The 17,494-nt window shown below is 69.6% G+C and carries 10 protein-coding genes and 2 pseudogenes; all 12 read right to left on the bottom strand.

The annotated features are described in order from the left end of the window. Positions 1 to 612: 612 nt before the first annotated feature. Positions 613 to 831 (bottom strand): hypothetical protein, encoded by a 219-nt coding sequence (locus tag CA12_RS13625; RefSeq protein WP_145359547.1) that lies wholly within the window; start codon positions 829 to 831, stop codon positions 613 to 615. Between the two features lie 159 nt (positions 832 to 990). Next, positions 991 to 5,520: a PAS domain S-box protein gene (locus CA12_RS13620; RefSeq protein ID WP_145359544.1), complete on the bottom strand. Its 4,530-nt coding sequence runs from the start codon at positions 5,518 to 5,520 to the stop codon at positions 991 to 993. A 764-nt stretch (positions 5,521 to 6,284) separates the two neighbouring features. Then, on the bottom strand, positions 6,285 to 6,506 hold the full coding sequence (locus CA12_RS13615) for a hypothetical protein (RefSeq protein ID WP_145359541.1): 222 nt from the start codon (positions 6,504 to 6,506) through the stop codon (positions 6,285 to 6,287). 50 nt (positions 6,507 to 6,556) lie between these two features. Then, entirely contained in the window at positions 6,557 to 6,997 is a 441-nt protein-coding gene (locus CA12_RS23310; RefSeq protein WP_449224220.1) for a hypothetical protein, read from the bottom strand. Positions 6,998 to 7,018: 21 nt separating this feature from the next. Continuing rightward, a pseudogene (locus tag CA12_RS23305) lies at positions 7,019 to 7,807 on the bottom strand (sulfatase-like hydrolase/transferase); the annotation flags it as partial. Between the two features lie 549 nt (positions 7,808 to 8,356). Further along, positions 8,357 to 9,564, bottom strand: a pseudogene (locus tag CA12_RS23300) (sulfatase family protein); the annotation flags it as partial. 120 nt (positions 9,565 to 9,684) lie between these two features. Next, complete coding sequence (locus CA12_RS13605) at positions 9,685 to 10,662, bottom strand: NHL repeat-containing protein (protein WP_207621990.1); 978 nt, start codon at positions 10,660 to 10,662, stop codon at positions 9,685 to 9,687. After that, positions 10,659 to 12,149, bottom strand: coding sequence for a sulfatase family protein (locus tag CA12_RS13600; protein ID WP_207621989.1), 1,491 nt, complete (start codon positions 12,147 to 12,149; stop codon positions 10,659 to 10,661). Before CA12_RS13600 ends, CA12_RS13605 begins: the two co-directional genes overlap by 4 nt. Continuing rightward, entirely contained in the window at positions 12,149 to 13,183 is a 1,035-nt protein-coding gene (locus CA12_RS13595; protein WP_145359535.1) for an aldo/keto reductase, read from the bottom strand. The genes CA12_RS13600 and CA12_RS13595 overlap by 1 nt, the downstream gene beginning before the upstream one ends. Before the next feature lie 54 nt (positions 13,184 to 13,237). Next, complete coding sequence (locus tag CA12_RS13590) at positions 13,238 to 14,953, bottom strand: sodium:solute symporter (protein WP_145361532.1); 1,716 nt, start codon at positions 14,951 to 14,953, stop codon at positions 13,238 to 13,240. A 74-nt stretch (positions 14,954 to 15,027) separates the two neighbouring features. Next, the gene (locus tag CA12_RS13585; RefSeq protein WP_145359533.1) at positions 15,028 to 16,524 is read right to left on the bottom strand and encodes a DUF1501 domain-containing protein; all 1,497 of its coding nucleotides are present in this window, start codon (positions 16,522 to 16,524) and stop codon (positions 15,028 to 15,030) included. Beyond that, the gene (locus CA12_RS22580) at positions 16,521 to 17,453 is read right to left on the bottom strand and encodes a DUF1553 domain-containing protein (protein WP_207621987.1); all 933 of its coding nucleotides are present in this window, start codon (positions 17,451 to 17,453) and stop codon (positions 16,521 to 16,523) included. Before CA12_RS22580 ends, CA12_RS13585 begins: the two co-directional genes overlap by 4 nt. Positions 17,454 to 17,494 lie beyond the last annotated feature (41 nt).

The following is a 17,494-nucleotide window of genomic DNA, read 5'->3' as shown; positions in this document are numbered from 1 at the left end:
CGACCACGGGAGACGACCGGCCTGACGAATTGGGCGGGCGAGTCGCACACGACTCCGCCAGCGCCCTCAGCCCTCAGCCCTCAGCCCTCAGCCCTCAGCCCTCAGCCCTCAGCCCTCAGCCCTCAGCCCTCAGCCCTCAGCCCTCAGCCCTCAGCCCTCAGCCCTCAGCCCAGGGCCCAGGGCCCTGGGCCCTGGGCCCTGGGCCCTTCCGGGAAGCAGAGGCCGTCTGAACCGGGCCAAGATAATAGGTGCCCCAGGGCCCCCCGAATAGAAACCCGCTCCTCCTCGACGGCAAACGAACGATTCATTAATTCCAAGCAGCGGATGATCCGAGCTTTCGTCGGTTCGCGGAGAAACGGACCGGTTCCGTCGCCATTGTCTCCAATGACCCCAGATGCCGCTTGATCCGCTCCCACGCCTCCGAATCAGCCTGAAATCGCGACTCCGCAAACGCGTGCCTCGATTCGCCGTCCGTTGTGCGCTGTCCGCCGTCAGGGGCAGTTCACGGTCGCCGAGGCGCGGAATAAACGCCGCTCATTCGACCTGACCTTCAGCGGCGATGATCCACTCGCGCCGCCCGCCCGGCTTCACCAAAGCAACCGGGCTTCGAAATCAGGCGGCGGCGTCTCCGGCGAGTTCGGCGACCAGCTCGCGGAGCGGAGCGATCCCCTCGCTGCGAATCTCGGCGAGCATCGCGTCGAACTGCGCAGGGTCGTCGCGGAGGGCGGGGAGCAGTTCCAGCCCCATCGTGACGATCCCCAAGTACGTCTTCACGTCGTGGCCGAGTTGCCGCAGGCGGTCCGGATCGGGGGAGGCGGGGGGAAGGCTCATCGGCACGGTCGTCCCTGAGGGCGGGGGCGTCGGTCCGGCGACGCGGCCGTGAGGATGGCGGCGTCGGCTTCCACCTTCAAGGTGACGGCGACGCGGGCGACGTGTCGGCAACGCGGGCCCCCGGCTCGCTCCGCCCGCCGGACAGGCGGGAAACCTGTCCTACGATTCGGGCGGCTGGTCGTCGTCCAGGGCGGCGAACAGCTCCCGCAGGGCGGCGGGCTCGGCGGGCTTGACGAGGTGCCTGTCGAAGCCGGCCTCCGCCGTCCGGCGGCGGTCCTCCTGCTGACCCCAGCCGGTCAGGGCGGCCAGCATCATGTCGCTGCCCCAGGGTTCGTCGCGGATGCGGCGGGCCGCCTCGTAGCCGTTCAGGTTCGGCATCCCCAGGTCCATCAGCACCAGGGCCGGGCGGAACTCGGCGGCGACGGAGACCGCCTCCAGCCCGTCGTGGGCGGTGCGGACCTCGTGCCCCAGCATCTTCACCACCAACCCCAGCATGCGTGCGGCGGCCCGGTTGTCGTCCACGACGAGCACGCGGTGCTTCCGGCCGACGGCGTGCCCCTCGGCCTCGTCCTGCCCCGTCTCGGGCCTCCGAAGCGGGGTCGGCTCGGGCAGCGGCAGGCGGACGCGGAACTCGCTGCCCCGCCCCGCCCCCCCGCTGTGGACGGACACCTCGCCCCCGTGCAGTTCGACCAGCGACTTCACCATCGTCAGCCCGATTCCCAGCCCCGCGTACCCTTCCTCGCCGCCGTCCCGGTCGAGCTGGTTGAACATCCCGAAGATCGAATCGTGCTTCTCCGCGGGGATGCCCAGCCCGTTGTCCCGGACCGAAACGACCACCTCGCCCGCCCCCTTCGACTCCTTTCCGCCCGACTCGGGCGCCACGGTGGCGACGAGGGAGAGGCGACCGCCGGGCGGGGTGTACTTGATCGCGTTGCCCAACAGGTTGGAGAAGACTTGGGCCAGCCGGGCGGCGTCGGCGTCGAGCGGGACGGGGTCTTCGGGCAGCGACAGCGTGAACTCGTGCCGGGCCTCGTCCAGCGCCGGACGAACCGCCTCGACGGCGCTCCGCACGACTTCCGCCAACTCAACCCGCGCGCGGCGGAGCTGGAGCTTGCCGCGGGTGATGCGGGAGACGTCCAGCAGGTCGTCGATCAGCCGGGTCATCTGGCGGGTCTGCCGCTCCATCGTCTCGCGGACCGCGGCAATCGCGTCGGGGGCGTCGCCGGACAGCCGCAGCACCTCCAGCCCGCTGCGGATCGGGGCCAGCGGGTTGCGCAGCTCGTGGGCGAGGGTGGCGAGGAACTCGTCCTTACGGCGGTCGGCCTCGGACAGGCGGGCGGCGACGGTCCGCAGTTCCGCCTGGGTTCGCTCCTGCTCGCTGACGTCGGTGTTCGTGCCGAACCAGAATCGGATCCCGCCGTCCTCCCCCCGCAGCGGGTTCATCCGGGTGAGGAACGGCCGGAAGACGCCGTCCTTTCCCCGCAGCGGGAAGACCATATCGAAGGCGTCGCCGGCGGAGAGCGACCCTTTGAACCGCTCCAACACGTCCGGCAGCACCTGCGGGTCGTGGACGGACTGCCAGCCCCGCCCCTCCATCTGCGCGAAGGTCGTGCCGGTGTACTCGTACCAGCGGCGGTTGTACCAGAAGATGTGCCCGTCCGGCCGGGCCATCCAGGCGAGTTGGGGAATGCTGTCGGCCATCAGCCGGAACTTCTCCTCCGCCTCCCGCCGGGCCGCCTCGATCCGCCTGCGTTCGCTGACGTCCTTGAACAGGATCGCCACCTGGCCGGTGTCCGGGCCGCCGGGCCGGTAGGCGTGGACCTCGAACCAGCGGTCGCCGAGGGCGGCCGCGTGATTCACGAACCGCACCGGCTTGCCGGTCCGGGCGACCTGCCCGTAGGTCTCCCGCCAGAAGGGTTCAAGGTCCGGGGCGAACTCCCGGGTCGTCTGTCCGACCACGGAGCCCAGTCCGGTGTGCTTCCGGAACGCCGGGTTCATCTGGAGGATGCGGTAGTCCTCCGGGCGGTCGTCCGCGTCGAACAGCACCTCGACCAGGCAGAACCCCTCGTCCATCGACTCGAACAGGCTGCGGTAGCGGGCCTCGCTCTCGGCCAGGCGACGTGTCGTCCGGGCCCGCTCCAGCGCCTCCCAGCAGCGGTCGACGACCGTTTCGACCAGCTCGACCTCCTCGGCGGTCCACTCGCGGGGGGTCGCCTGATGAACGGCCATCGCGGCAGTGAATCGCCCGCCCTTGTGCAGGGGCACGCTGACGGCGGACCGGACGTCGGCGGCCCGGTACGCCGGCCGGTCGTCCGACTCGAGCCGCGGGTCGGCCTCCGCGTCGGCGACGACGTAGCTTTCGCCCGCCTCAAACGCCTGGACGCACGCCGCTCCGAAGGCGGCGACCGGCCAGCGGCCGACCATGCTCGGCACGCCCCGCACGTGGTCGCCGGTGATCACGAGGGTCGCCTCGGCAGCGGGCCCGCCCTCGACCTCTGCGTAGGCGCAGCGGTCCGCGTCCAGGTGCTGGGCGAGCAGCCGGGCGGTGATCGCCGTCACCTCGTCCGGGTCGGTCAGCGGCTGGGTGGCGGCGGTGAGGTCAGCCAGAAACTTCCGCCGCCGCTCGTCCCGCCGCTGCTCGGTGACGTCGGCGTGCACCCCGACCCACTCGGCGATTTCGCCGGCCTCGTCCAGCACCGGCACCGCCCGGATCGTGCACAGCCGCCACTGCCCGTCGCGGCGGCGGACGCGGTGCTCGAAGTGGAACTCCCGCCGCTCGGCGACCGCCTTGCTCCAGGCGTCGACGGTCGATTGCGCGTCCTCCGGGTGAACGGCGTCCGCCCAGCCGAATCCCTGGTACTGCTCCACCGTCTGACCGGTGAAGGCCCCCCATCCGGGCTGCTCGCCCTCCATCTCGCCGTGGGCGTTGTTCGTCCAGACGATGTCGCCGACCGACTCGACGGCCGCCCGAAACCGGCGCTCGCTTCGCCGCACCGTTTCTTCGGCCCGTTTCCGCTCGGTCAGGTCGAACATCGAGCCGACCATGCGGACCGCCCGGCCGTCCTCGCGCACCACGCGGCCGCGGTCGAACACGGTGGCGTAGCCGCCGTCGGCCCGGCGGAAACGGTATTCGTCCTGCCAATTGTCCCCGCCCGTCTCCCCGTCGATCACCGCGTGGATGCCGTGGGCGACGCGGTCCCGGTCGTCCGGGTGGATCTGCTCGACCCACCAGTCCGCTTCGGGGCCGACCTGGTCGGCGGCGTAGCCGAACCGGGTGCGGACCCCCTCGTTCCAGGTGACCCGGTCGGTCGCGAATTCCCAATCCCAGATCGCGTCGTTGGCCGCCTCTCCGACCATCCGGTAGCGGAGTTCGCTCTCCCGCAGGGCGCCCTCGACCCGCTTCCGGTCGATCAGCCCGGCGACCTGCTCGGCCAGCGGGGCCAGGTCGGTCAGCACCGCGTCGGTGAGCGGCTGCCGGCCGAATACCCCCAGGACGCCGACGCACCGGTCCTCCACCAGCAGGGGGAAGCCGGCGAACGCGATGATCCCCTCCCGCCGCGCCCACCCGGGATCGGTGACGTTCGGGTCGTTCGGCAGGTCGTTCGTCAACAGCGGGCGGCGGTCGCGCGCGATCCGGCCGATCTTGAGCTCGCCGAGGCGGACGCGGGCGTGGGCCTCGTCCAAGGGCGTCTCGATGCCGGCGCCGGCCTTCAGGACCAGCATGCCGCTCCCCCCGTCGGCCCGGGGCTCTTCGTCCACGACCCAGACGCGGGCGAAGGCCACGCCGAGGTACTCCACGAACGCCGCGCAGCACCGGCGGAGCACGTCGGGCAGCGGTCCGGCGGTCACCAGCGCCTCGGCCATGTCGGCTCGCAGCGCCGTCAGCCGGACGCGCTCCGCCTCGTCCTGCTCCGCCCGCTTCCGCTCGGTGATGTCGCGGATGTAGCCGGTGAAGGTCGGCGGGCCGTCCCCCGCGATCGGGACAATCGACACCTCCACCGGAAACTCGGTCCCGTCAGCCCGCACCGCGGACAGTTCGACGCGACGGTTCAGCACCGGCCCCTCGCCGGTCTCCAAGTAACGGGCGATGCCGCGGCGGTGGGCGTCGCGAAAAGCGGGGGGGACGATCAGTTCGGCCAGCTCTTGACCGCGGGCGTGGTCGGCGGTGTGGCCGAACATCTGCTCGGCGGCGGGGTTGAACTCCAACACGAGGCCGGCGTGGTCGATCGAGACGATCCCGTCCAGGGCGGCGTCGAGCACCGCCGCCTTACGGGCCTCGCTGGCCTTCAGGTCCTGCTCCCGTTGCCGGCGCTCCGTCACGTCGCGGAACACGAGCACCACGCCGACGATCGTCCCCCGGGAATCGCGGATCGGCGCCGCGCTGTCGTCGATCGGCCGCTCCGTGCCGTCGCGGGAGATCAGCACCGTGTGGTTCGCCAGACCGACGACGACCCCCTCCCGCAGGGCGCGGTCGGCCGGGCTGTCGACCGGCGCGCGGGAGTATTCGTTGACGATGCGGAAGATTTCCGCCAGCGGGCGTCCACGGGCGTCCGCCAGCGTCCAGCCGGTGAGGTCCTCGGCGATCGGGTTGAGGTAGGTCACGCCGCCCGTGGCGTCGGTCGTGACCAACGCGTCGCCGATGCTGGCGAGGGTGACTCGCAGCAGGTCGTCTGGATTGACGTCGCTCATGCGTCCTGGTGTACCGCTCGAATACGCCGCCACCTCCCGCCGACTGGGGTGCGGCGTCGCGGTTGGAACGAGGGCGAAGATAGTGACGCCGCAGTATCGCCGCGGAAAGCGTCACGCCAAGTTCGACGCCTCCCGCCGCGTCACCACAACGGCCCCGCCGCGGCGGACGCCAAACAACGACCCACCACCAAAAGGCTTCCGCGGTTCCGAAACGTCCCCCGCAGACGGAATCGGCCACCGAGCCGCCGGGCGCCGAGGCCGTGGAGCTTCCCCGCGAGAATCACGCGGGCCTGACCGGACGCCTTGTGCAGGCGGTCGGCGGGAGGAGAACTGCGGCGGGCAGCCGCAATGGACATCTTCAGCACGACTCACGACAAGTACGCCCCGCAGGATTCGAACCTGCAACCTTCGGTTTCGCAGTCGCGGCCGAGGGATGGGGGAGGAGTCGCCGGAAACCCTACTGTGGAAGTGGTTCTCTGAGATCGTAGGTCGATCTCCCCTTCCTCGCAAGCGGTCGCACGGACGCAACAAAGACAGTGGTACGGCGGACGCCAGGCGAACCAAAGTAGTAGAAAGTGGTAGTCGCCGATGGCCGGTTTTCGTAGCGCCGCCAACGTGCGCCGAGAAGGCCGTCCGGCAGAGTGCGGGACAAGTTCAGCCGGCGCCGTCTCGCACTTCGGCGCTTCCGATCAGCCCCCACGTCGTCCGATGCCTGGCACCGTTGAGCCGCCGCGTCGGCGCCACGGATCGACCGGCCGGCCCGCTCATCCGAGGAACACCTTCCGGCGGTGCCACCGCAGGCATGTCGGGTCCGGCCGGTTCGCCTCCACGTTCGGCATCCGCAACTGTCGTCCGGCGTAGTCCGCCAACGCCCGCTGATCAGGGGCCGCCTCCCGGAAGAATCGGCCGTTCGCCACCAGCACCGTCAGATCGTTGGTCAGCGACCACAGCCCGTCGTCGAACAGCCAGCGCGGCGGCTTCGACATGGCGATGTCGTCCTGCGGGGCGTCGTTGCGGCTGGCGGCGCGGAGGGCGGTCAGCGTTCCTGCGGGTCGACGAGGTCGATGGCCCGCTGGTCGGCGCCGTGGACGTGCACGTCGCCCAGATCAGTTCGGAATAATTCGGCGCGTTTTTGCAGGCGAGCGACGATGTCGGGGTTCTCACCGGACACGTCGTGACGCTCGCCCACGTCGCGGCCGAGGTGATACAGCCGCGGCTGAGCCAGCGTGACGAATCCTTTTCCGGGAGCGGGCCTCTTCGACCAAAACGGCTGATCGGCGGCGGTGCGCGGCAGGTGCAGTTTCCAATCCCCCTCGCGGACCGCCTGCAGGTTCGTGCCGTTGTAATAGGCCAGCGCCTCGTGCGGCGTTTCGGATTGCTGTCCGAGCAGAGTCGGGAACGCGTCCCGGCCGTCGAGCGTGCGATCCTCGGGCGGCGTCACGCCGGCGAGCCGGCAGATCGTCGGCAGGAGGTCCATGCTGGTGAGCGTCACGTCGGAGACCTGACCGGGCGGAATCGTCCCGGGCCAGCGGAAGATCGCCGGGACGCGGTGGCCGCCCTCCATCGTGCAATACTTCCCGCCGGCCAGCCCGCCGGACGATCCGTTCCGCGTGGGGCCGTTGTCGGACGTGAACACGACGACCGTGTTCTCCTCCAGCCCGGCCTCACGCAACGCGGCGAGAATGCGGCCGGTGCTGTGATCCAACTCTTTGACGAAGTCGCCGTACCGCCCCTGTCCCGACGTCCCGAGGAATTTATCCCGCGGCACGATCGGGTTGTGGGCGATGTGGTGGGAGACGTAGATGAAGAACGGTTCGTCCTTTCGCCGGGCGATAAAGTCGACGACCTCTTCGGTGTATCGCTTGGTCAGCGTTTTGAACGGTACGTCGTTCTGGACGACGGTCCGCCCGCGATACAGCGTGTCGTGATCGGAGCCGCGTTTGGATTCGCAGTTGCTGGGGATGCCGAGGTGTTCGTCGAAACCGGCGTCGAGCGGGTGCGACCCGGAGACTCCCATCCCCAAGTGCCACTTACCGACCATCAACGAACGATAGCCCGCCGGTTTGAGCAGTTCCGGAATCGTCAGCTCCTCCGGGGCCAGACCGAAGTGGCGATATTTCGGGACGTTCTCGTTGCGGGCGACGGGCAGGCCGCATCGCATCGGGTACCGGCCCGTCAATAAAGAGGCTCGCGAGGGGCTGCAGACGTTCGCCGGGACGAAGAAATCCGTGCTGCGAAAGCCCGCCGCCGCGAGGGCGTCGATCTGCGGCGTCTCCGCAGCCGCCGGGCGATAACAGCTGAGGTCGCCGTACCCCAAGTCGTCGGCGAAGATTACGACGACGTTCGGCTTCGTCTCCGCCGGCCGCTGTAGTGCGCGAACGTCGGCGGCGGCCGTCGGCTCATCGGACGGGACCGGCTTCTTCTGCGAAGTCCGTTTTGCCGCTGGGTCCGCCGGTTTCTCCGGGCCGCCGCGTCGGGCGGCGTTCTCCTTTGACGCCGAGCGGTATTCGTCCAGCAGCGCCTCCATCTTCGCCACGACGTCGGGATGCTTGCGAAGAACGTTTTGAGTTTGTGAGCGGTCCGCGGCGAGGCCGTATAATTGGGCGGGCGGCGCGTCGGGTTTAATGCGGCCGTTTTCGATGTCGCTGTTCTCCGACCCCACGAAGCTGGCGGCCGGCGGACCGGAGAACGTATGGTCGCCGGGTCTCCGTCCGCCGAACCCCCCGCTGCCCCGGCTGGGAATACACATCCAGTCCCCGAGGCGGAGGGATAGGTGCGACCTCTTATGCGGCGCCAATAGCAAGTGGTCCCGCAACGGCTGCTCCGGCTCTCCCACGAGCGCCGGCAGCACGTTCACGCTGTCCGCCCGCCGATCGTCGGTCAGTTCCACCCCGGTCAGCGCCGCGAACGTCGCCAGAAAATCGACGTTGCCCAGCAGTTGATCGGAGGTCGTGCCCGCCGGGATGCGACCCGGCCACCGGGCGATCAACGGCACGCGATGCCCGCCCTCCCAGACGCCGAATTTAAACCCCAGCAGGTCGCCGTTTTGCCGATGCCCGGCCCGGAACGCGGCTTGGCCGCCGATATTGAACATCCCGCTGATGTCGCTGGTGAAGATCACCAGCGTGTCCTCGGCGAGTCCGTGATCGTCGAGGCACGCCAGCACCTCGCCGACGATCCACTCGAGTTCATGGATCGCGTCCCCGTACAGGCCGGTCTCGCTCGTTCCCCGGAACCGCTCGGCCGGCGTGAAAGGGTGATGGATATTCGTCATCGAGAGATACAGGAAGAACGGGTCGTCCTTGTGTTCCCCGATCCACTCGACCGACTTCTCGGCGAGCTTCGTGCCGACCTCATAGTCGTTGAACCGCGCGTGGGCGGCCTCGGCCCCGGCGAACTGGTTGGGACTGCGGTTCCCGGCTTCCGGCGGGATCGGGGTGAGCGGGACGGGCCCCTTTGCGTTCCGGCCGAGGTGGACCAGCGGGTCGGCCGGGTCGCTGCCGACGAGGCGGTCGTTCTCGACGTAAACGTACGGCGGGGCACTATTGACGACCGGCATCCCGAAGTAATGGTCGAACCCGAGATCCTGCGGGCCGGGGCGGAGCGGAACCTGCCAGTCGTTCTTACCTGTTTTAAACCCGAGGTGCCACTTTCCGAACGCGGACGTGCGGTACCCGCTCTTTTTGAAGACGTCCGCGATCGTCAGCGTGTCCGGCTCGACCAGCAGCGGCGAGTCGATGGGCGCCGGTCCCCACACGCCCCGGCTGTCGTTCGCCCGCAGCGGGTATGCCCCGTGAGCAGCCCGTACCGGGACGGCGTGCAAACCGCGGAGACCGAGTGCGCATCCGAGAACCGGCGGCCCTCGGCGGCGAGCCGGTCGATATGCGGCGTGCGCACTTTGGTCGCGCCGTAGCACCCCAGGTCCCCGAATCCGAGGTCGTCGGCGAAGATCAGCACGACGTTCGGCGGCGGTTCCGCGGCGACGGCCGTCCACGGCGCCAGCAGGATCAGGCTCAACGCCTGCACGAGTGAGGTCGGTCGCATGGTTCTCGATGGTCGGGGGGATCACTTCGAGCGGCGTCGGCGGACGCGTTCCGCAGGCCCGGCCGGCGGCGAGGCGTCCCGCCTCCTGCGATGGGAGCGCTGCGGAGCCGTCCAGACGCCTTACTTCATCGGCGGGCCGGCTAGGCGCTCACCGTCGTTCGTGAGGATCTGGAAGTGGTGGATGCCCACCTTCCGGCCGTCCCTGTAGGTCCAAACGACCTCCTTATCGGGGGTCACCTCGAACAGTTTCGGGGCCTTCGCGTTCCGCCGTCCCGCGGCGTAGCTGGTGACGACGACGTTCCCGTTCGGCAGCACTTGGCCCCCGCACGGGTCCTGCAGCCACGGACCGGGCAGGTCCTCGTTGGACAATGTCCAGACGACGTTCCCGTCGGCGTCGAAATCCATCACGCGGTTTCCGTTCGTGCAGCACACCAGTGTTCGGCCGTCGCCGTGACGGATCGCGGTGAAGGGCCACGTGTGGACGGAGCGGTTCTCGTCTCCGGGGAGGGTCGTGTCGAACCGCTTCAGCACGCGGCCCTCCGCGTCGTACTGCACGACGGCGAAATCGAGCAGGTGGGGGACAAGGTACGTTCCGTCCGCCAGCTTGCGGGCCATGCGGGTCTGAAGGTGGTGGTTCTCCGTCTGGCAGACGAGGGGGAATTCAACGAGGACCGTCCCCTCGCGGTCGACTTCCAGCAGCCGCGGCCGTTCGCCGGCCTCGGTGAGGACGACCGTGCCGGCGTCCGTGGGTTGGGCGCCGTTCACCTCGGACTGCGTGCCTTCCCAGAGAACCGTCTCCGCGCCGCCCGGCGCGACCTCCACGACGGCCCCGCCCGGGTGCGACCTGGACCGGCTCAGCGTGAGCACGAGCGTGCCGTCCGGCAGTTCGTACCCGTCGCGGGTGCTCGCCGGGTAGACCGGCGTCGATTCGCCGGTTTCGTCGACGCGGCACGTCGTCTTGCCGAACGCGAGGAAGCTGTGCGTCACCTCGGACTCCGCCGCGGGGGCCGGGGCGACCGCGAAGAGGACGCCGACGGCGGCGGCGATCGCCCCCGTCGTCGCACGGCGGACGGGGCGGGGGAGGGGAGCACGGGTCATCGCGTCTCTTTCGCGGCGGGGCGGCGTCGGGGGTTGATCGGGACCTGCAGGCGGCGGGGGCCGTCGTCGAAGAAGCGGGCGCCGGCTCCGGTCCGGTCGAGATCGCCGAGTTCAACCCGGGCGGCCTCGACTCGGGCCGTCAATCGGACGACGACCTCCGGGTGCGCGGCGGCGACGTCCGTCGTTTCGCCGGGATCGCGGTCGAGGTCGTACAACTGCGTCTCGGGCACGGCGTCGATCATCCGCCCCCACCAGCCCAACCCCGACGGGTTCGCCTCGCGGGGCAGCACGAGCTTCCACCGCCCGGACCGTACGCCCGTCAGCAGACAGCCGCTGTAATACAGGTATTCGTCCCGGGGGCTCTCGTCGGTCGTCCCGGTGAGGAATGCGATCGCATCGGTCCCGTCGAGCGTCACCGGGGGCAACTCGGCGCCGGCGAGGGAGGCAAACGTCGGCAGCAAGTCCATCGTGGTCAGTAACTCGTCCGAGACCCGCCCCGCCGGGATGCGGCCGGGCCACCGGGCGACGAACGGCACGCGGGAACCGCCCTCCCACGCCGACATCTTCCACCCCCGCAGCGGCTCCGCCCGGCCGGAGTGCTCCCGGGGAATGAACGGCTCGCCGCCCGGCTTCATTCCCTTGGTCGTCTCCACCCACGGGCCGTTGTCCGAGGTAAAGACGACCAACGTGTTCTCGTCGAGGTTCAGTTCCTTCAGCGTCTTCAGGATCTCCCCGCAGGACCAGTCGATCTCCTCGATCGCGTCTCCGTAGGGCCCGGCCGCGGACGTGCCCTTGAAGTCCTCCGACGCTCCCAGCGGGATGTGGGGGAGGTTGTGGGACAGGTACAGGAAGAACGGCTCGTCGCCGCGTTCGCGGATCCAGGCGGTCGCCTCGCGGGTGAGGTCGGCCGTGATGCGGTCCCAGTTTTCGACGGCGGGGACCTCGACCATTTCGTTGCGATACATCGGACTGCGGAATGCCGTATCGTCCGTCCGCACGGTATATCCGTTGAACATCGGCGTGCCGTAGAAAAAGTCGAACCCGCGGGCGTTCGGCATCATGGTCGGATCGAACCGCTCCGGTCCGCGGCGGCTCGGCTCGACGAGATGCCACTTCCCGATCAGCGCCGTGGCGTACCCGGCGTCGCGGAGGACCTCGGCGAGCGTCTCTTCCCGCGGGTGCGGGACGGTGTGCAACCGTTTCACGTTGCCCGGCTCCGCGACGCGGATGGGGTAGCAGCCGGTCATCAGCGCGGCCCGCGAGACCCCGCAGACCGGCTGGGCGTAGAAGCTCGTCAGCCGGAGCCCCTCGGCGGCCATGCGGTCCAGATGCGGCGTCTTGATGTCCGGCGAACCGAAGCAGCCGACGTCTTGGTAGCCCTGATCGTCCGTAAAGATCAGCACCACGTTCGGTCGCCCCCCGTCCGCGGCCGCCCCGGGGGACGCCGCGACGAGCAGAAGCGCAGCCAGTGCGGTCGAAGCGGTCATCAGTGATCCTCGTTCAAAGCGAGCCGGCCGACCGGGACCGCCGCCCCGACGTTCGCCGGTCCCGGGCCAAAATACTTCTTATCGAAGGGCAGGATCATCGGCTCCTCGTAAGGCCGCCGGGGCAGCAGGGCAGCGATCTCGTCGAGCCGGGAGCGGACGTCCGCGGGCAGCGGGCCCTTCTCGACGGCCGCGACGGCGGCCTCGAGGTGCTCGACCGTCTTGCAGCCGATCGGAACGGTCGACACATGCGGGTCGCTGGTCGCGAACCGCAGGCACAACTCCGCCGGGGCGATCCCCAATTCGTCCAGCAGTTCGTAGTAGGCGAGGAACTGTCGGCGGCGGGCCTCGGCGAGCCAGACCGGTTTCTCCGCGAGTTCGTCGTCCGCCCGCTTCGTCAAGAACCCCTGACCGAGCGCCGAAGCGAGCGCCACCCCCATGTCCCGCTCGACCGCGGCGGGGATCACCGTGTCGCGGGCCTCGCGGAACAGCGCGTTGTAGTTGAACGCAGTGAGGACCACGTCGAACCGGTCGCTCTTCACCAAGGCGGTGAGTTCGGTCACCGTCGTACCCGCCAGCCCGGCGAAGCGGATCGTGCCGGCCGCTTTCAGTTCGTCGATGAGTTGCAACACCGGCCCGTCGAGCGGGTCGTAGCTCGTCCACCACGGGTACTGCTGCGGGCGGTCCGGCTCGTGCACCATCAGCACGTCGATCGTTTCACGGCCGAGCAGTCGCAGGCTCTCCTCGACTGACGCCCGCAGCCCCGCGGCGTCCCGGGCGTCGAACGGCTGCGGCCGGCCGCCGAGCTTCGTGGTGACGACCAGCGGCGCCTCCAGCCCGGCGATCGCCCGCCCCACAGTCGCCTCGCTGTCCGCGTAGGCGGGGGCGGTGTCGATCGCATTGATCCCGAGGTCGACGGCCCGACGCATAATCCGGGCCGTCTCCTCCTCCCCGCCGGCGAGCGACGACGTATAAAGCCCGCCGACCGACAGCAGGCTGACGGAGAGTTCGGTGCGGCCGAGACGACGCTGTTCCATCACTGACGCTTTGTATATATCAAGTATGAGCCGGGCCGGGGGCCGAGACGGCGGCTAGCGGAACAGGGCGTAGAGAACGACCATCACCGCGAGCAGCCCTGCCGAGAGCAGGCGGGGATCGCCCAGCCGCGATCGGCCGGGGATCCGCAGCGCCGCCAAGGGGGTCTCCCAAGCGAGGTCCGACCCCACCGGCGGCCCCGCGGCGGCGCTCTCCTCGGCGGTGCTCCCTGTGACGGCGGGCGGGGGGTCGGGCCACAGCAGACTCAGCGCGACGTGGGCGCTCATGCAGACGACGCACAGGTCGAACGCCATCATCATGAACCCGCCCGGCAACCCGTTGAGCGGCCCTTCTGGGAAAAGCGTGTTCGTCGCGAAGACCCCCGTCCCCAGCAGCGACCCGCCGATCAAGGTGGTCGCCGCCCCGCGGGCGCTGGCGCCCTTCCAAAAGACGCCGAGCACGAATACGGCGGTGATCGGCGGGGCGATGTGCGAGATGATGTTCGCCATCCCGTTGAAGATGCTCTCGAACAGGTTTAACGCCGGTACCAATGCGATCGCTAAGACCAACGCCCCCGCGGCCGAGACGCGGCCCGCCCGGACCAGTGCCCGGTCGTCGGTGTTCGGCCGGAACCGTCGCACCACGTCGTAGCTGACGAGGGTCGAGATCGAGTTGAGTGCCCCGGAGACGGTGCTCATCAGCGCCGCCATCAACGCGGCGACGATCACGCCCCGCAAGCCCATCGGCAGCAGTTCCGTAATCATCCCGGCGTAGATGCCCTTCGACTGCACCTCCCCGTCGACGACGAGCATCGACAGGTCCAGCCGCCCGTCCTGATGGAGGGCGTACGCCAACAGGCCCGGCAGCACGAACAGGAACACGGGCAGGATCTTCAGCACCCCGGCGAAGATCGGCCCCTGTCGGGCGTGGTGTTCGTCCTTGGCGCCGAGCACCCGCTGGACGATCGTCTGGTCGGCGCACCAGTACCAGATCCCGAGCACCGGGTAGCCCAGCAGGATCGCGTACCACGGCATGCCGTCCGGGTCGCCGTGCGGGCGAAGCATCGACAGCTTTCGCTCCTCGCCCTGCCGATCGAGAATCGATCGCAGGTTCTCCCACCCGTCCCACCCGCCGGGGTCGCTGGCGGGCCCGCCCAGATTCCAGAAGGCGAGGCCGGTGATGATCGCGGCGCCGACCAACAGCACGACGGTCTGGATCGACTCGGTGACCACGACGGCCAGCAGGCCGCCGACGATCGTGTAGAGCCCCGTCAGACCGCAGAGGACGATGATGCTGGCCATCATCGGGACGCCCAGCAGTTCCTCCAAGATGATCCCGCCGGTCAGCAACGCGAAGGCGATGTGGATGACGACCGCCGTCAACACGGAGACGAACGCCAGCACGTCGCGACAGGTTCGGTTGTAGCGCCGTTCCAGAAAGTCCGGCAGCGTCGCGATCCCGGAGCGGATGTAGAACGGCGCGAAGAACAGTCCCAGCAGGACCAGCGTGAAGCCGGCCATCCACTCGAAGTTGCCGTTGAGCAGCCCGGTGTCGAAGCCGTTCTGAGCGAGGCTGACGAGGTGCAGGGTCGAGATGTTCGTGGCGAACAGCGCCAACCCGATACTCGCCCAGCCGAGACTCTTGCCGGCGAGGAAGTACTCGTCCGCCGCGCCCTCCCGCTTTTTGTGGCGCCAGCCCGCGAACAGACCGATCGCCACGATCCCCACCAGATAGGCCGCGGCGACGACCAGATCGACGCCGCCGAGGTACACGCGGACGCCGGAGGCCACGTCCGCACCGCCGGCGCTGGCCAGAACCGGCGCCCCGACCGCCAAGCCGTGGGACGTCAAGCGATCACCCCGTCGATGACATGCCCTTTCACGTCGGTCAGCCGCATGTCCCGGCCGCCGAAGCGGTACGTGGACCGGGTGTGGTCCACGCCCAGCAGGTGCAGGATTGTGGCGTGCAGGTCGTGCATCTCGACCCGGTTTTCGATCGCTTTATAGCCCCATTCGTCGGTCGCCCCGTAGACGGCCCCCGCCTTCACGCCGCCGCCGGCCAGCCAGACGGTGAAGCCGTGCGGGTTGTGGTCGCGGCCGTTCTTGCCCTGGGCGAAGGGCGTGCGGCCAAACTCCCCGGCCCACACAACCAACGTCTCGTCCAGCAGGCCGCGGCGGCGCAGGTCTTTCAGCAGCGCCGCGATCGGCTGGTCGACCGCCCGGGCGTTATTCTCGTGGCCTTTTTTCAGGTTGGAGTGCTGGTCCCAACGGTCGCCGCCGACGCTGGGGCAGGTCAGTTCGACGAACCGCACGCCCCGCTCGACCATCCGGCGGGCCAGCAGGCACTGGGCCCCGTAGATCTGCGTCGGCCGGTACTCCGCCTCCAACCCGTACTCGGCCCGGACCGCCGCCGTCTCGCCGTTCAAGGCCATCAGGTCCGGGACCGCCATCTGCATGGCGTGGGCGAGTTCGTGATTCTTGATCGCAGACTCGAGGCTGTCGTGGGCCCCGTAGCGGTCGGCGGCGAAGGCGTCTAATGCGCCGATTAGGTCCACCTTGTCCCGCTGCCGCCGGGCGGAGGGCTCCCGCCGCTCGACGTTCGCCACGCCGCCGCCGGACGGCTTGAACACCGATCCCTGAAGGCTGGCTGGCAGAAAGCCGCTGCCGAAGCAGTCCAGCCCGCCGGGCGGGATCAGCCCGCCGTTGATCACTACGAACCCGGGCAGGTCGCGGGCCTCGCTGCCCAGCCCGTAGTTCACCCAGGCACCCATGCTCGGCCGCCCCTGCAACCCGCTGCCGGTGTGCAGGAAGTAGTTGGCGAAGGTGTGTTCCGGGAACTCCGAGGTCATCGAGCGGATCACTGCCAACTCGTCGGCGCAGTCCGCCACCTGCGGGAACAGGTCGCTGACCGGCAGGCCCGACTCCCCGTGCCGGCGGAACTTCCACGGACTGGCGAGCACCGTCCCGTTGTTATCGAACTGCGTCGGTTCGACCTTAAACAGGGCCCCGGGGTCCTTCCCGTCGTATTTCTGCAGGGCCGGCTTGGGGTCGAACGTGTCGACCTGCGACGGCCCGCCGTCCATGTACAGGAAGATCACGTTCTTCGCCCGGGGGGCGTGGTGCGGCCCGTGCCCCGCCCCGCCCGGTCCGCCGGAGCGGCCGGCTTCCGCGAAGCCGAAGGCCGGGTCGGCCCGCAGGCCGGCCAGGGCGACGGCGCCGAAGCCGTCGGCGCAGTGCCGCAGCAGTTCCCGCCGGGAGGTCGGAGCCGGCGCCGAGGCCGCCCGGCCGGCGGACGCGACCCGTTCGCAGGGGTAGCGGTAGGGACGATTGATCGGACCGGTCATCGGAGGAAGATCATCTCTTTCGTGTTGATCAGCGCATGAGCCAGGTCGGCCCACAGATCGGGGTCCTCCTCGGGCACTCCCCGCGCGGTCGCCTGCTCCATCAGGAACCGCTCGGCGACGGCGACCTCGTCGTCGACGGGAGGGCGGGCGAAGGCGGACTCGTACAGCCATTCCAACCGGCCCCGCGTCGACGGCGCCGCCGCGAGCGCCCGCTCGGCCCAGCCGCGGGCCTGCTCGGCGACGAACGGATCGTTCAGCAGGATCAGCACCTGGGCGGGAACGTTGGAGACGTTCCGCCGGCCCATCGTGCTGAACGGGGCGGGAGTGTCGAACGCCAGCATGAACGGCGACAGGAAGTTCCGCCGCACCGCGACGTAGATCGACCGCCGGCCCGCCCCGTCGAGCGGCCCGCTTTTCGGCGGGCGCCCGCGGCCGTCCATGAACGCTGTTAGGTGGATCGGGACCGGCCGACCGTACAGGGAGGGGTTGAGCCGCCCGGACAGCGCCAACAGCGCGTCGCGGATCGCCTCGCCCTCCAGCCGCCTGGGCGGCCGGTGGTGCCACAGTTCGTTCGTCGGATCGACCGCGACCGCCGCGGGGTCGGGGCGGCTACCCATCCGATAGGTCCGCGACAGCACGATCCGGCGGATCGTCTGCTTGATGCTGCGGCCGCCCCGGAGGAACTGGGACGCCAGGTGGTCCAGCAGCTCCGGGTGGGTCGGCCGCCGCCCGAGCACGCCGAAGTCGTCCGGCGTGGGCACGATCCCCCGGCCCATGAGGTAGTGCCAGATCCGGTTGACCGCAACGCGGGCGGTCAGCGGGTTCTCCGGGTCGTTGATCGCCTCGGCCAGTTCCAGCCGCCCGCTGCCGGATTCGATCTCCATCGGCTCGTCGCCCGAGACGGCCGTCAGGAAGTGGCGAGGCTCCACGGGGCCAGGGTTCGACGAGTTCCCGCGGATGTAGATCGCCT

Source organism: Alienimonas californiensis (assembly GCF_007743815.1).
Classification (GTDB): Bacteria; Planctomycetota; Planctomycetia; order Planctomycetales; family Planctomycetaceae; genus Alienimonas; species Alienimonas californiensis.
The sequence above is the reverse complement of the archived record's forward strand: the minus strand, read 5'-3'. Positions and strand labels throughout refer to the sequence as shown.

What these genes read in the sequence shown, in the direction of transcription:
- CA12_RS13625 (WP_145359547.1), bottom strand. Translation starts at nt 831, where the DNA reads ATGAGCCTTCCCCCCGCCTCCCCCGATCCGGACCGCCTGCGGCAACTC.
- CA12_RS13620 (WP_145359544.1), bottom strand. Translation starts at nt 5,520, where the DNA reads ATGAGCGACGTCAATCCAGACGACCTGCTGCGAGTCACCCTCGCCAGC.
- CA12_RS13615 (WP_145359541.1), bottom strand. Translation starts at nt 6,506, where the DNA reads ATGTCGAAGCCGCCGCGCTGGCTGTTCGACGACGGGCTGTGGTCGCTG.
- CA12_RS23310 (WP_449224220.1), bottom strand. Translation starts at nt 6,997, where the DNA reads ATGGACCTCCTGCCGACGATCTGCCGGCTCGCCGGCGTGACGCCGCCC.
- CA12_RS13605 (WP_207621990.1), bottom strand. Translation starts at nt 10,662, where the DNA reads ATGACCCGTGCTCCCCTCCCCCGCCCCGTCCGCCGTGCGACGACGGGG.
- CA12_RS13600 (WP_207621989.1), bottom strand. Translation starts at nt 12,149, where the DNA reads ATGACCGCTTCGACCGCACTGGCTGCGCTTCTGCTCGTCGCGGCGTCC.
- CA12_RS13595 (WP_145359535.1), bottom strand. Translation starts at nt 13,183, where the DNA reads ATGGAACAGCGTCGTCTCGGCCGCACCGAACTCTCCGTCAGCCTGCTG.
- CA12_RS13585 (WP_145359533.1), bottom strand. Translation starts at nt 16,524, where the DNA reads ATGACCGGTCCGATCAATCGTCCCTACCGCTACCCCTGCGAACGGGTC.